This is a genomic window from Rhizobium sp. Root1204 (assembly GCF_001424965.1).
In the GTDB taxonomy this organism is placed as follows: Bacteria; Pseudomonadota; Alphaproteobacteria; order Rhizobiales; family Rhizobiaceae; genus Pararhizobium.
In genome coordinates this window covers 275166-288508 of sequence record NZ_LMCZ01000001.1, presented here as the reverse complement: position 1 = coordinate 288508, position 13343 = coordinate 275166, and the positions used below count along the sequence as shown (strand labels likewise).

Genomic DNA, 13343 nt, shown 5'->3' with positions numbered 1-13343 from the left:
TGTCATTCCAGCTTTCGGAACGGCAGCAGCAGCGACCAGACGAGCCGTGCAGGCGAAGCGCCGGGATACTGGGCAAGCCCGATCTCCATGGTGTCCGGCGGGCATTTCGAGCGTTCCCGGTAGGTTGAAAACAGCCGGTCCCAGACGGAAAGGTTGAAACCGTAGTTCGTGTCGGTCTCGTCCGGATCGGTGGAGTGATGGATGCTATGCATGTCCGGCGTGACGATCAGGCGGCGCAACACAAGATCGGCGCGGGCGGGAAGTTTCAGATTGGCGTGGTTGAACATGGCTGCGCCATTCAGGACGATTTCGAAGATCAGGACGCTGACGGGCGGCGCGCCGATCGAAACGATGACGGCCGATTTCCACAGCACCGACAAGAGGATTTCCAGCGGATGGAAGCGCAGCGCCGTTGTCAGGTCCAGCCCGGTGTCGGCATGGTGAACCCGGTGAATGCGCCAGAACAGCGGCACCTTGTGAAAGATCACATGCTCCAGCCAGATGGCGAAATCGAGAATGATGAAGGCCAAAACACCGCTGACGAAGGGTGGCAGCCCGAGCATCGGTAAAAGTCCGTATCCGTGCGCGTCTGCGAACAGGGCGATCCCGGTGGCCGCAGCCGGAAAGATCAGCCGCAACATCAGCGACGACAGGACGAGGATGGACAGGTTGGTAAACCACCGCCGCGCTTTCAGCGCCCGCATCAGTTCCGGGCGCTCCAGCCGGGGGTGAGCCAATTCGAGTGCGGCAAGCGACAGGAAGATTGCGGCAAAGAAGGCCAGGCGCCAGGCCGGTTCGCCGATGCCGAATATCTGTACCGTCATACCTCTCCCATCCTTGTCTCGCCGGCAGCCATTCTATCGGCGCGGTGATCAAGATGAATGCACTTTGGCGTGAAGCGGAAATCCGCTTTCTTTCACTTGCGGAAGCGGGCCATGGCGCCGCGCTCGATGGCAGCGCAGGTCAGTTTGTCCAGTCCCAGCCGGTCACGCAGCAATTGCAGCAGCCGGATTTCCTCCTGGACGATCGAAAGGTCAGCGGCGGCAATCTCGACTGCCAGCGCGTAAGCCGTGTCGTAGAGGCGCGCGGGAAGGGCTTCGCGCACGACTTCGAGTGCAATGTCCAACCCCTCCGGGCCGTCGAGAAGGGCAGTGCATTCGCGTGCGGCATGCATCAGGTGGTCATGGTCGAAACCGTCAAAGACCGGCAGGAAACTGGTCAGTCTGCCGATACGTTCCAGTTCCGTATCGGTCATGGCCGTGTCGACGGCCGACATCATCACCATGACGTAGATAAGGGCTTCGTGATGGCTCATGGTATTGGGCATGGGATATCCGTGTTGCTGTACCGGTTCTGTGAGGTATGAACCATTGCAGCCGTCTACAAGCCCTCACCGGTCATATCAACGCCGGTCTCCGCATCCCCCGGGTGCAGCGTCTCCTCCCGCGGCGCGGGCGCGGTGTTCAAATCGCGTGGATCATCGCCGAAAAAGCCGAGACGGGACTGGCGGGCGGTGGCCACTTTGCCGGCGAGCGGCGATCCTGCGGCCGCGTCCGCCCAGCCGTTTTCGGCAAGCCAGCCAGCGGGGTCGATGTTGTTGACGCTGCAGGCGGTGGTCAGTGTTCCCTGCCAGCCATTTTTCGGCACGGTGCATAAAAGTGCGCGCGCCCGCAGGAAATTGCGGAAGGCGGTTTGGGCCACCATGCCGCAGGGCCATGTCTTGCCTGTTTCGCCGCAGATGCGATCCGCCTTTTCCGGCTCGATCCCCTCAAGTTGCAGCAACCGGTCGCCGAACTGGATAAGGCCAGCGGACAGCGCAACCGGATGACGCAGGACGGCGGGAACCGGCTCCGGCCGGGCAAGAGGTTGCGACAGCGGCGTGCGCGGCTCGATACGCTCCAGCGGTTTTGCTGGTACTTCGTCCGGCAGTCCGAACTGTTCCGGCGCGATATCGCGCACGGTTTTGTCCTCTGCCTGGGGCAGCGCGTTGCCGGTGGAAACAGTGGTTGCGGGATCTTCGTGCGCAGGGTCGGCGGGTGCAGCAAGCACTGGCGTGTCCTCGCCGGCCGTGGTTTTGGCGGGATCCATTCCTCCGTCGGCCAGATCGGGCACATCGGCAATGTCAGGTGTTTCGAGCGTGAAATCCGAGGTTTGGGCGTCCTGCCGCCCCTGGATGACCGACGCGCCTGCCTGCAGAAGCGCTACGGTCAGAGCAATTCCGGCCAAGCCGCCGCCAATGGTGAGCAGATGCCGCTTCATCAGGAAAACTGTCCTATTGGCTGGCCCAGATGATGCGGGCGATCCACTCGACGTCGCTGAGTTCGAATGTGCGGTTGGGGTGTTCGGGATTGAGCGAGAGCAGCTCGATGCTGCGCGGGGTCTGGCGTACCAGCACCTTGGCCATCACTTCGCCCTCGGTGGTCTTGACCACCACGCGGTCACCGCGGCGAATCTGTGCGCCGGGTTCGACGATCAGCACATCGCCGTCGCGATAGAGCGGCAACATGCTGTCGCCCTGGATTTCCAGTGCATAGACGCCAGCCTTCGTGCCGGGAGCTGCCGGAAATTCGACGACATCCCAACCCTGGCCTGCCGGAAAGCCGCCATCGTCGAAGAAACCGCCGGCCCCAGCCTGCGCAAAGCCGAGCAGCGGAATAGAGCCGGCCTGCGGCGGAAAAGCACCCTCCGGCACGGCTCCGGATGCAGGTCCCGGCCGCAGGAAGTCCATGAACTGGTTGATCGTCGAGCCAGTCGCGTCAAGCACCTTGGCGATCGATTCCGTCGAGGGCCAGCGCTCGCGCCCATCGGCCGAATGGCGCTTGGACTTGTTGAAAGAGGTCGGATCGAGCCCAGCCCGCCGGGCAAGGCCCGAAGGGGACAGCTGGTGCCGTTCGGCGAGCGCATCGATCGCACTCCAGATCCGGTCATGTGAAAACATCGTTGCGCATCCTGCAAGCGGTGAAGCGTGACGCTTTCCTGTGTGTTCTGGCTTCTTGCTGTCTTGATTGGGTGTCTGTGCAGAATAGTCAAAATGTGACGTTGAGTAAAGCAGTAAAGGAAAATAATCCTGCCTCTTTCGCGGCGCAATCAGGGGCACGGTCCAATTGAAATACGCCGCATGCCGCCTATACTCCAGTGGACCCATCCCGCTGGTTGCGAGGCGCAGCATTTGTTCTCGATTTTGAAGTCCGAAATCCTCTTGGGCGCAGCACTGGTTTTGGCGGCTGCCGGCTTCCTGCTCGAACATGCGTTGCTGGAAAACGGGCAGGTGGCGGCTCTTGCCGGTGCAGCCGTTCTGGTCTTTGCCATCGTGCTCGCTTCATTACGGGTCGCCCATCATGCCGAAGTGCTGGCTGCCAAGGTCGGCGATCCCTACGGCACGATGATCCTGACCTTGTCGGCGGTGCTCGTCGAAGTCATCATCCTGGCGATCATGATGAGCGGCGAAGAGATCTCGCCAACCCTGGTGCGCGATACGATCTATGCCGCCGTCATGCTCGATATCAACGGTATTCTCGGGCTGGCAGCACTACTGGGCGGCCTGAAGCACGGCGAGCAATCTTATAACGACGACTCCAGCCGGACCTATAGCGTGATGATCCTGACCGCGATGGGCATTTCGATGGTGGTGCCGGAATTCGTTCCTGAAGCCAAATGGCACCTCTATTCGGCCTTCACCATTGTGGCGATGGTGACACTTTACGCTGTCTTCCTGAAAATGCAGGTTGGGGTGCACAGCTATTTCTTCAGCTACAGCTACCCCAAGCGCGAGGGCGGTGAAAAGCACTCGTCCGAGGATGAGCCGGTGGCGGTTTCGATTGCCATCTTGGTCGTCGGTATCGTCATCATCGGCGCGCTTGCCGAAGTCATGTCGGGGCTGCTGACGGCCGGGCTCAAGGGAACCGGTGCCCCGCCGGTCCTGGCGGCGATCGTCGTTGCGGCCATTTCCGCCTCGCCGGAAATCATGACGGCGATGCGCGCGGCCCTTGCCAACCGGATGCAAGCCGTCGTCAACATCGCGCTTGGCGCATCGTTGTCGACCGTCATCCTGACGGTGCCGGTGATGGAGGCGATCGCGCTCTATACCGGCCAGCCCTTCATCATGGCGATGACGCCGGTGCAGACGGTGATGGTGACGATTACCCTGATCGTTGCTGCCATCAACCTCAATGACGGCGAAACCAATGCCATCGAGGGCATGACCCATTTCGTCCTGTTCGCCACATTCGTCATGTTGTCGGTGATCGGGCTCTGACTTGAGCCGTTGTGAGCTAAATCCCGGCAACCGGAAAGGCTGATCGTCAGGCGGTATTTCTTGCCGCGCCCCCATTTTTCGCCACACATCGCGCTGTCATGCCTCTTCCGTGCACGCTGGCCTCGCGATATCACAGATCGCGCGCGCGATTTGCGCAGCGCCTTCGGGAGCCCTCCGTGAATACCTCCGTGCTTTCAGGCATTCTGCTGACGATCTTTTCCTATTTCCTGTTCACGCTGCAGGACGCTTCGGTCAAATGGCTGGTGGTGGCGCTGCCGGTCTGGCAGATCCTGTTCGTGCGCAGCGTGACGATCTTTGCGATCTGTGCTGCCATCGGCCGCGGACCGCTGCTTGTCCGCTCGCTGCGTTCGCCGGTCCTGAAGCCGATGATCCTGCGCAACCTGTTGTTGCTCGCCGCCTGGCTGTCCTATTATACCGCCGCCCGCGATCTCGGACTGGCCGAGTTGACGACGCTCTATTACGCGGCACCAATCCTGATCACCATTCTCGCCGTGCCGATCCTCAAGGAAGATGTCCCGCCCTTACGCTGGATCGCGGTCGTCGTTGGTTTCATCGGTGTGCTGGTGGCGACCGACCCATTCGGGTCGGCCATGAAACTGTCCTTGCCTGTCTGGCTGGCGCTGCAGGCCGCGGTGTTCTGGGCGTTTTCGACGGTACTCTTGCGCAAGACCGCGATGCAGGAGGTGACGCTGGTGCAGATGACGCTGTCGAGCGGCTTCTTCATCCTGTTCACCGGCATTGCCGTCATCGTCACCTGGGTTCCGCCAAGTCTTCTCGATGTCGGGCTGATGGTGGGAACCGGGCTGATTGCCGGTATTGCGCAATATGCGCTGTTCGAAGGTATGCGCCGCGCGCCGGTCTCAATGCTGGCGCCGTTCGAATATTCCTCGCTGATCTGGGCCTTCGGGCTCGGCTTCCTGATCTGGGGGGATATTCCTGCAACCCAGGTGTTCGCCGGCGCGGCGCTGATCTTTTCCGCCGGCATGATCATCATTCTGGGCGAACGTTTCAGCCGCCGGCTGCGGGCCGGCTAGGTCTTCTTGCCGATGAACCGGCGGAAGGCCTCGAGCGTCTCGACGCTGACATGATGTTCAATACCCTCGGCATCGATGCGGGCGGTTTCCGGGCTAACGCCAAGGCAGCGCAGGAAGGCTTCAACCGTCTGGTGGCGCGCCCGGCTTTCAAGCGCCATCTTCTGGCCGGCCTCGGTCAGGAATACGCCACGATAGGGTTTGCGTGACACCAGTCCTTCGGCAGCAAGCCGGGCCAACATCTTGGCAACCGTCGGCTGAGCGACGCCGAGACGGGCGGCGATATCCACTTGGCGCGCCTCATTGCCATCCTCGATCAGATCGGCGATCAGCTCGACATAATCCTCGATCAACGCACCGCGCCGTGCCTCGCGGGTCTGCCGGAAACCCTCGGAATGAATGTCCGCGTCTGGGAGCGGGTCCGTGCGGGGGACAGGGCGGCGCGGCAAGGGGCGATGTCCTCTCAGGTTTTTTCATTGATGCTTTTGGCGTTTCATATCACGCGCTTGGATTTTTCATAATGATTTATCCCGTCCTCCACATTGCCGCCCGGCGTGTCTTCCCATTTGCTGAAAAAAGCTAAAACGATAAAATATAGCATATTGCATAATGTTTTGCCCTGGCATAGTTTTTGGGTAACAGAGCCCATTCCGTATCCGGAGACCGTGCATGTCCAATTCCGAAGCCGTCCTTCCACCGCAGGAGAGCTGGACCTTTTCCAGTCCGAAGGAGGACGCGCGGCCAAGTCTCCCCGAGGTCAACGCCAGCATTCCCGTACCATCCGGCGGCCTCTGGTTCCGGCGTCTGCTCGCCTTCATGGGGCCGGGCTACATGGTGTCTGTCGGCTATATGGATCCCGGCAACTGGGCGACCGATATCGCTGGTGGCTCGCAGTTCGGCTATACGCTGCTGACGGTCATTCTGCTCTCCAACCTGATGGCGATCCTTTTGCAGGCGCTGGCCGCCCGTCTTGGCATCGCCACCGGCCGCGATCTCGCCCAGGCCTGCCGGGCGACCTATTCCAGGCCGGTCAACTTCATGCTCTGGCTTGCCTGCGAGGCGGCAATCATCGCCTGTGACCTTGCCGAAGTAATCGGTACGGCGATCGCGCTGCAACTTCTGTTCGGCATCCCGCTGATCGGCGGCGCGCTGATTACCGCGGCGGACGCTTTCCTTCTTCTGCTTCTGATGAACAGGGGCTTCCGTTACCTCGAGGCCTTCGTCATCGCGCTTCTGATCGTCATCGCCGGCTGCTTCCTCGTCCAGATCGCCGCCGCCGCGCCGCCGGTGGCTGCCGTTCTCTCCGGCTTCCTGCCATCGAGGGAAGTCGTCACCAACCCGGCCATGCTCTACATCGCCATCGGCATTATCGGCGCCACCGTCATGCCGCATAACCTTTATCTCCACTCTTCGATCGTCCAGACCCGCAACTACAAGCGCACCGATGAGGGCAAGCGTGATGCGATCAAATGGGCGACGGCCGACAGCACGATTGCCCTGATGCTGGCGCTGTTCATCAATGCCGCCATCCTGATCATTGCCGCTTCGGTCTTCCATGCCAACGGCCGTACCGACGTGGCTGAAATCGGCCAGGCCTACGAACTCCTGTCGCCGCTGCTTGGTCTTGGTATCGCTTCGACACTCTTCGCCGTGGCGCTGCTGGCCTCTGGCCTCAACTCGACGGTGACGGCGACGCTGGCCGGCCAGATCGTCATGGAAGGTTTCCTGCGGCTGCGCATTCCGCAATGGGCGAGACGCCTGATTACCCGTGGTATCGCCATCATTCCGGTTGTCGTCGTCACCTGGATCTATGGTGAAAAGGGTACGGCGGAACTCCTGGTGTTCTCCCAGGTCATCCTGTCGATGCAGCTGCCGTTCGCGGTCATTCCGCTGGTCCGCTTCGTTTCCGACAAAAAGAAGATGGGCACTTTCGTCATCCCGAAATATGTTGCCGCCCTTGCCTGGATCGTCGCCTCGATCATCGTCGTGCTCAATCTCAAGCTGCTTTACGACACGTTTATCGGTTAAGGCCGCCAACAAAAACAAACACGTAGAGGCGGCGGGAGTGCCGCCTTTTTCCTTGGCATTATTTCCTCTGTTTCAAGCTGCGGGGATAATCGTGGGCGCTTTTTTCTCCGATTTCACCCGTCTTCCACGCCCGCTTTACGGTGAACTGCGGCCCAAAAGCCTTCAATTCGCCAGCCATTGCCCCCATATGTTTGCCAAGAGGCGCGCGCTTGCGGGCCGGGAGAAACAACAGGATTGGGTTTCATGTTTAGAGTTGGACGCGTTCTTGCGACCGTTGCGGTCGCTTCCATGGTGATGCTGACGGTGGTCGATCTGGCCGAGGCGCGGCGTGGTGGCAGCAGCTTCGGCAGCCGCGGTACCCGCACATTCTCGGCACCGCCCGTCACCCGCACGGCGCCGGCGGATGCGACGCCGATCAACCGCACGATGACCCCGCAGAGCCAGGCGACGACGCCAGGTGCGGCCGGCCAGCAGAACATGGGCCAGGCGGCCCGTCCCGGCGCCCAGCGTCCGGGCGGCTTCTTTGGTGGCTTCGCAGGCTCCATGATCGGTGGTCTCGCCCTCGGCGGCCTGATCGGCATGATGATGGGCAATGGTTTCGGCGGCATGGCCGGCATGCTTGGCATGCTCTTGCAGATCGCTCTGATCGGCGGCGCCGTGATGCTCGCCTTGCGCTTCTTCCGCAATCGCCAGACGGCAGCACCGGCAGGCTACGCGCCGCGTGGCGCCAGCGCCTCGCCAATGCAGGGTTTTGGCACGCAGGGCCAGGGCTCCGGCTTTGGTTCGGGCATGCCGTCCTTCAAGATCCCGTCGATTGGTGGTGGCGGTGCCGCTGCTACGGCCGCATCTCGCCCGGCTCAGCCGCGCATGGCCGATGATACGACAGACGAAATCGGTATCGGCGAAGAAGATCTCGGCCAGTTCGAGGGAATGCTGAAGCAGGTTCAGGCTGCCTATGCGGCCGAAGATTACGCCACGCTGCGCAAGCTGACGACGCCGGAAGCGATGTCGTGGCTGGCCGAAGAGCTGAGCGACAACGCCACCAAGGGCCTGAAAAACGAGGTCAGCGACGTGCATCTGGTGCAGGGCGACGTCGCCGAAGCCTGGAACGAGGATGGCGATGACTACGCGACCGTCGCGATGCGCTACGAAAGCATCGATGTGGTGCGCGACCGCGCCACCGGCCGTGTCGTCGAGGGCGATCCGGACAACCTGACGGAAACCGTCGAACTCTGGACGTTCCTGCGCAAGCGCGGTGGCGACTGGCAGGTCTCGGCCATCCAGGGCATGACAGCCTAAGCGCTGCATCCACCGCGACTTCAAGCTTCGACCGCCGGCATTGCCGGCGGTTTTTGTATGTACCCGTTTCATCCGCTGCGCCGGCCTCCACCTGCCCGCGACCGTCTCGCGAAACACTCCGGCGGCTGAGACGGGAAGACGTATGGCCGCATTTTTCAGGCCGGGGATGAACGGGGATGGTTTTTTATTCGAAATGCCGGGCGCAGCGGCCTTTGACGGCAAAGGCGGACTTTATTTATCCCCGCTGAGGCGGGCGATGGCCTTCTCGAGACGGGCCAGCCGGATTTTTGGCGTGGTGGCTTTCAGGAGCGGCAGGATCAGCGCGTATTGGCCGGTCTTGTCGAGTGCCGCAAATACGGCAGCGGCTTTCGCATTGCCGTTCAGCGCTGCGACCAAATCCTCCGGCAGCCCGGCATGGCGCTGTGGCTCATAGGCCATCACCCAGCGGCCGTCCGCCTTGGCTGCCGCCACCTCCGCAAGACCCGCCGCCTGCATCCGCCCGGCCTCGATCAACGCGGCTACCCGGTCGACATTCAACCGCGACCACGGGCTTTTGCCCCGCCGCGGCGAATAGCGCTGCAGATAGCATTCTGTGTCAAAGCCCTTCCGCTGACTGTCGATCCAGCCGTAGCAGAGCGCAACATCCAGCGCCTCGCCGATGGTGATCAGCGGCCTTTTGGCGTTCTTCTTGGCGATCAGTAGCCAGATGCCGGTGGACTGGGCGTGGTTGGCGGCAAGCCATGTGTCCCATTCGGCTGGGGTGGTGAAGGCATGGGGGGAGGCGTCCATGGGGTGGTCCGGGTTGGCGTGGTGGCGAGTGTATCGTTTGGGAGGCGTCTGGCTAGGGGCATTGCCTTCAGACACTTGCAGAGGCCGGCCCCTCGGGGCTTGTTGGCTGGCATGTGCGGCCCCCCAAGCTCCGTCATGCCTGTGTTTGTCACAGGCATCCAGCCGCCGCGCGTCTGCGCGGCGAGGGGCCTTCAGGCCCCGGAGGGCCTGACTGTTGGTTGTGAATGTCGCCGGATATCAGCGTCCCTTGTCAGGCAGCCTTGGCGGCCGCTGCATAGGGGTCAAACCGCCCGTAGAAGGTCTCGCCCTTAGCGGCCATGTCCTTGAGCAACGGCGTCGGCTGGAAATGATCGCCGTAGGAAGCGGCGAGCTTTTCGCAGAGTGCCACGAAGGTTTTCACGCCCATGCCGTCGATATAGCTCAGCGTGCCGCCGGTATAAGGGGCAAAACCGAAGCCGAGGATCGAGCCGACATCGGCTTCGCGCGGGTCGGTGACGATGCCTTCTTCGATGGTGCGGGCGGCTTCGAGCGCGATGGTGACGAGGAAGCGCTGCTTGATCGTTTCGACGTCGAAGCTTTCCGCCGGCTTCTGGGCAAAGAGGTCCTTGAGGCCGGGCCACAGGAACTTCTTCGCCGGCTTGGCCGGATATTCATAGAAGCCCTTGCCATTTTTGCGGCCGCGGCGGTCGAGATCGTCAACCAGCTTGTTGATCAGCGTCATGTGGCGCGGATCGACAGAGCCTTCGCCGAGATCGGCGATCGAGGCTTTCAGGATCTTCTGGGAAAGATCTATCGCCACTTCGTCGTTGAGCGACAGCGGTCCGACCGGCATGCCGGCCATCTTGGCCGCATTTTCAATCATCGCCGCCGGCACGCCTTCGATCAGCATGTCATAGGCTTCGTGGATATAGCGGAAGACGCAACGGTTGACATAGAAGCCGCGCGTGTCGTTGACGACGATCGGCGTCTTCTTGATCGCGGCGACAAAATCGAGCGCGGTGGCAAGCGCCGCGTCGCCGGTTTCCTTGCCGAGGATGACTTCCGTCAGCATCATCTTTTCGACCGGCGAGAAGAAGTGGATGCCGATGAACTGCGCCGGGCGCTTCGAATTCTTGGCAAGGCCAGTGATCGGCAGGGTCGAGGTGTTGGAGGCAAAGATGGCGTCTTCGGACAGGACGGCCTCGACTTTCTCGATCACGTCCTTCTTGACCTGGCGGTCTTCGAACACAGCTTCGACGACGAGCTTGATGCCCTTCAGGTCGTTGTAATCGGCCGACGGCGTGATGCGGGAAAGAAGGGCCGCCGCGTCGTCCTGCGTTAGCCGTCCCTTACCAATGGAATCCTTGACCAGGCCTTCCGAATGGGCCTTGCCCTTGGTTGCGGCCTCGATGTCACGATCGATCAGGGTGACTTCGATGCCGGCGGCCGCGGCGACATAGGCGATCGACGCGCCCATGAAGCCGGCGCCGACGACGCCGATCTGCTTCAGCTCGGTCTTCGGCACGCCGGCGGGGCGGCGGGCGCCCTTGCCGAGTTCCTGCATCGAGACGAACAGCGAGCGGATCATCGAGAACGCCTCGGTGGTCTGCAGGATTTCGGTGAAGTAGCGCTGCTCGATCTTCAGGCCGGTATCGAAGGGAACCTGCAGGCCTTCGTAGACGCATTTAAGGATGGCAAGGCCGCCCGGATAGTTGCCGGAGGTTTCGCGGCGCAGGATGGCGGATGCGGCTGGCCAGAGCTGCGCCGCTGCCGGTGTCCAGATGCCGCCGCCCGGAACCTTGTAGCCCTTTTCATCCCAGGGCTGGACGGGCTTCAGGCCATTCTTGATCATCGCCTTGGCGGTATTGATCAGTTCGGCGGGTTCGGCGATCTCGTGGATCAAGCCCATGGCTTTGGCGCGCTGCGGCGTGAGCGATGAACCGGTCGTCATCATCTGCAGGGCATCCTGCGCATTGGTGAGCCGCGGAACGCGCTGCGTACCGCCCGCACCCGGGAAGATGCCGACCTTGACCTCGGGCAGAGCCAGCTTCACCGACTTGGAATTGGCGGCAACGCGGCCGTGGCAGGCGAGCGACAACTCAAATGCGCCGCCTATGCAGGTGCCGTTGATCGCCGAAACCCACGGCTTGCCTGAGGTTTCGAGCTTGCGGAACAGGCCGGTCATCTGGCCGGTGAGCTCGAACAGCTTCTGCGCGGCGTTGTCCGGATCGATCTTTTTCTGTTCCTGCTGGAACGTGAACATGCCCTTGATCATCGACAGATCGGCGCCGCCGGAGAAGCTGGACTTGCCGGACGTGAAGACGACGCCCTTGACGGCTTCGTCGGCCACGGTCTGGTCAACGATGGCGTCGAGTTCCTTCATCACCTCGACGGTGAAGACGTTCATCGACTTGCCGGGCATGTCCCAGGTGATGAGCGCAATGCCGTCAGCGTCGGTCTCGATAGTGAAATTGGTGTAGGTGGTCATGTGGGAATTCCTCTCCCTTGAAATCTTGGCTTCGCTCGATGCCGCCGCCTGAAATTGAGGGCGATCCGGCTGGGTAAGCCCCTCCCCCTTGTGGGGAGGGGTTGGGGAGGGGCTTCCTGCCACGTGGCGAAAACCCCTCCCGGCCCTTTGGCCCACCCTCCCCACAAGGGGGAGGGAAAGACCTCATACCCGCTCGATGATCGTCGCCGTGCCCATGCCGGCGCCGATGCAGAGCGTCACGAGCGCGGTCTGCAGGCCGCGGCGTTCCAACTCGTCGAGTACGGTGCCCAAAATCATCGCGCCGGTGGCGCCGAGCGGGTGGCCCATGGCGATAGCGCCGCCAGTGACGTTGATCTTGTCATGCGGAATGTCGAAGGCCTGCATGTAGCGGAGCACGACGGCGGCAAAGGCCTCGTTGAGCTCGAACAGGTCGATATCGCCGATGGTCATGCCGGCGCGCTTCAACAGCTTTTCTGTGACATCGACCGGGCCGGTCAGCATCAGCGCCGGATCGGAGCCGATATTGGCGAAATGCTTGATACGGGCGCGGGGCTTCAGGCCCATCGCCTCGCCACCGGCTTTGGAGCCGACGAGAACCGCGGCTGAGCCGTCAACGATGCCGGAAGAATTGCCAGCGTGGTGGACGTAGTTGATCCGCTCGATTTCCGGATGCGCCTGGATGCCGACGGCCTCGAAGCCGCCCATCTCGCCCGGCATCTGGAACGACGGGTTGAGCGACGCAAGGTTCTGCATCGTCGTCGTCGGACGCATATGCTCGTCCTTGGCGAGGATGGTGATGCCGTTCTGATCCTTTACCGGAATGACGGACTTGTTGAAATAGCCATTGTCCCAGGAATGGCCGGCGCGCTTCTGGCTCTCGACGGCATAGGCATCGACGTCCTCACGGGAGAAGCCATACTTTGTGGCGATCAGATCGGCCGAGACGCCCTGCGGCATGAAATAGCCGGGGAAGTTGACGGACGGATCCATGTACCAGGCGCCGCCCGACATGCCCATGCCGACACGCGACATGCTCTCGACGCCACCGGCAATGACGATGTCATCGGCGCCAGCGGCGATCTTGCCGGCGGCGAAATTGACGGCATCGAGACCCGAGGCGCAGAAACGGGAGATCTGCATGCCCGGCGCGCGGTTCGAATAACCGGCCTCGAAGGCGGCGGCCTTGGGGATGACGGCGCCCGCTTCGAACACGGGATCGACGCAGCCCATGATGATGTCGTCGACGGTCGACGTGTCGAGCCCGTTGCGGTCGCGCAGCGCTTCCAGAACCTTGGCAGCCAGACGCGGCGTCGGCACTTCGTGCAGTGCGCCATCCTTCTTGCCCCGGCCGCGCGGCGTGCGCACGTGGTCGTAAATGAAGACGTCGGTCATGATTGTTTTCTCCCTGTCGGCCTTGCGCCGTGAAACTGTTGTTTTCCTCTTCTCCCCAGCG

12 protein-coding genes are annotated in these 13343 nt (G+C 62.0%); 4 read left to right on the top strand and 8 right to left on the bottom strand.

Annotation, left to right across the window (positions count from 1 at the left end; all coding sequences use genetic code 11):
• Positions 1 to 2 precede the first annotated feature (2 nt).
• The 4 genes from ASC96_RS01365 to ASC96_RS01350 form a co-directional block, all read right to left on the bottom strand.
• The gene (locus ASC96_RS01365; protein ID WP_060500612.1) at positions 3 to 824 is read right to left on the bottom strand and encodes a sterol desaturase family protein; all 822 of its coding nucleotides are present in this window, start codon (positions 822 to 824) and stop codon (positions 3 to 5) included.
• Positions 825 to 916: 92 nt separating this feature from the next.
• Positions 917 to 1327: a tellurite resistance TerB family protein gene (locus ASC96_RS01360; RefSeq protein WP_060500610.1), complete on the bottom strand. Its 411-nt coding sequence runs from the start codon at positions 1325 to 1327 to the stop codon at positions 917 to 919.
• A gap of 53 nt (positions 1328 to 1380) precedes the next feature.
• Positions 1381 to 2259 (bottom strand): thermonuclease family protein, encoded by an 879-nt coding sequence (locus ASC96_RS01355; protein ID WP_060500608.1) that lies wholly within the window; start codon positions 2257 to 2259, stop codon positions 1381 to 1383.
• A gap of 13 nt (positions 2260 to 2272) precedes the next feature.
• Positions 2273 to 2938 carry a helix-turn-helix transcriptional regulator gene (locus ASC96_RS01350; protein ID WP_060500606.1) on the bottom strand — a complete coding sequence of 222 codons (666 nt, stop codon included), beginning with the start codon at positions 2936 to 2938 and terminating at the stop codon, positions 2273 to 2275.
• A 231-nt stretch (positions 2939 to 3169) separates the two neighbouring features.
• On the opposite strand from ASC96_RS01350, the gene ASC96_RS01345 reads away from it, so the two are divergent.
• Together ASC96_RS01345 and ASC96_RS01340 are read left to right on the top strand one after the other, a co-directional pair.
• Positions 3170 to 4255, top strand: a complete 1086-nt coding sequence (locus tag ASC96_RS01345; protein ID WP_060501368.1) for a calcium:proton antiporter — start codon at positions 3170 to 3172, stop codon at positions 4253 to 4255.
• 176 nt (positions 4256 to 4431) lie between these two features.
• Entirely contained in the window at positions 4432 to 5310 is an 879-nt protein-coding gene (locus ASC96_RS01340; protein WP_060500604.1) for a DMT family transporter, read from the top strand.
• Here the strand turns inward: ASC96_RS01340 and mntR are convergent.
• Positions 5307 to 5756 (bottom strand): manganese-binding transcriptional regulator MntR, encoded by a 450-nt coding sequence (mntR, locus tag ASC96_RS01335; protein WP_060500602.1) that lies wholly within the window; start codon positions 5754 to 5756, stop codon positions 5307 to 5309. The genes ASC96_RS01340 and mntR overlap by 4 nt on opposite strands.
• 220 nt (positions 5757 to 5976) lie before the next feature.
• On the opposite strand from mntR, the gene ASC96_RS01330 reads away from it, so the two are divergent.
• A complete protein-coding gene (locus tag ASC96_RS01330) occupies positions 5977 to 7335 on the top strand; it encodes an Nramp family divalent metal transporter (protein WP_060500601.1) in 1359 nt (452 codons plus the stop codon).
• Positions 7336 to 7578: 243 nt separating this feature from the next.
• Positions 7579 to 8634, top strand: a complete 1056-nt coding sequence (locus ASC96_RS01325; RefSeq protein WP_060501366.1) for a Tim44 domain-containing protein — start codon at positions 7579 to 7581, stop codon at positions 8632 to 8634.
• A gap of 231 nt (positions 8635 to 8865) precedes the next feature.
• Here ASC96_RS01325 and ASC96_RS01320 read toward each other — a convergent pair whose 3' ends face one another.
• The 3 genes from ASC96_RS01320 to ASC96_RS01310 all read right to left on the bottom strand — a co-directional run bounded on the left by ASC96_RS01320 (position 8866) and on the right by ASC96_RS01310 (position 13282).
• On the bottom strand, positions 8866 to 9423 hold the full coding sequence (locus ASC96_RS01320) for a YdeI/OmpD-associated family protein (protein WP_060500599.1): 558 nt from the start codon (positions 9421 to 9423) through the stop codon (positions 8866 to 8868).
• A 250-nt stretch (positions 9424 to 9673) separates the two neighbouring features.
• Positions 9674 to 11890 carry an FAD-dependent oxidoreductase gene (locus ASC96_RS01315; protein WP_060500597.1) on the bottom strand — a complete coding sequence of 739 codons (2217 nt, stop codon included), beginning with the start codon at positions 11888 to 11890 and terminating at the stop codon, positions 9674 to 9676.
• Positions 11891 to 12073: 183 nt separating this feature from the next.
• Positions 12074 to 13282: an acetyl-CoA C-acetyltransferase gene (locus ASC96_RS01310; protein ID WP_060500595.1), complete on the bottom strand. Its 1209-nt coding sequence runs from the start codon at positions 13280 to 13282 to the stop codon at positions 12074 to 12076.
• Positions 13283 to 13343 lie beyond the last annotated feature (61 nt).

What these genes read in the sequence shown, in the direction of transcription:
- ASC96_RS01360 (WP_060500610.1), bottom strand. Translation starts at nt 1,327, where the DNA reads ATGCCCAATACCATGAGCCATCACGAAGCCCTTATCTACGTCATGGTG.
- ASC96_RS01325 (WP_060501366.1), top strand. Translation starts at nt 7,579, where the DNA reads ATGTTTAGAGTTGGACGCGTTCTTGCGACCGTTGCGGTCGCTTCCATG.
- ASC96_RS01315 (WP_060500597.1), bottom strand. Translation starts at nt 11,890, where the DNA reads ATGACCACCTACACCAATTTCACTATCGAGACCGACGCTGACGGCATT.
- ASC96_RS01365 (WP_060500612.1), bottom strand. Translation starts at nt 824, where the DNA reads ATGACGGTACAGATATTCGGCATCGGCGAACCGGCCTGGCGCCTGGCC.
- ASC96_RS01310 (WP_060500595.1), bottom strand. Translation starts at nt 13,282, where the DNA reads ATGACCGACGTCTTCATTTACGACCACGTGCGCACGCCGCGCGGCCGG.
- ASC96_RS01330 (WP_060500601.1), top strand. Translation starts at nt 5,977, where the DNA reads ATGTCCAATTCCGAAGCCGTCCTTCCACCGCAGGAGAGCTGGACCTTT.
- ASC96_RS01355 (WP_060500608.1), bottom strand. Translation starts at nt 2,259, where the DNA reads ATGAAGCGGCATCTGCTCACCATTGGCGGCGGCTTGGCCGGAATTGCT.
- ASC96_RS01350 (WP_060500606.1), bottom strand. Translation starts at nt 2,938, where the DNA reads ATGTTTTCACATGACCGGATCTGGAGTGCGATCGATGCGCTCGCCGAA.
- ASC96_RS01320 (WP_060500599.1), bottom strand. Translation starts at nt 9,423, where the DNA reads ATGGACGCCTCCCCCCATGCCTTCACCACCCCAGCCGAATGGGACACA.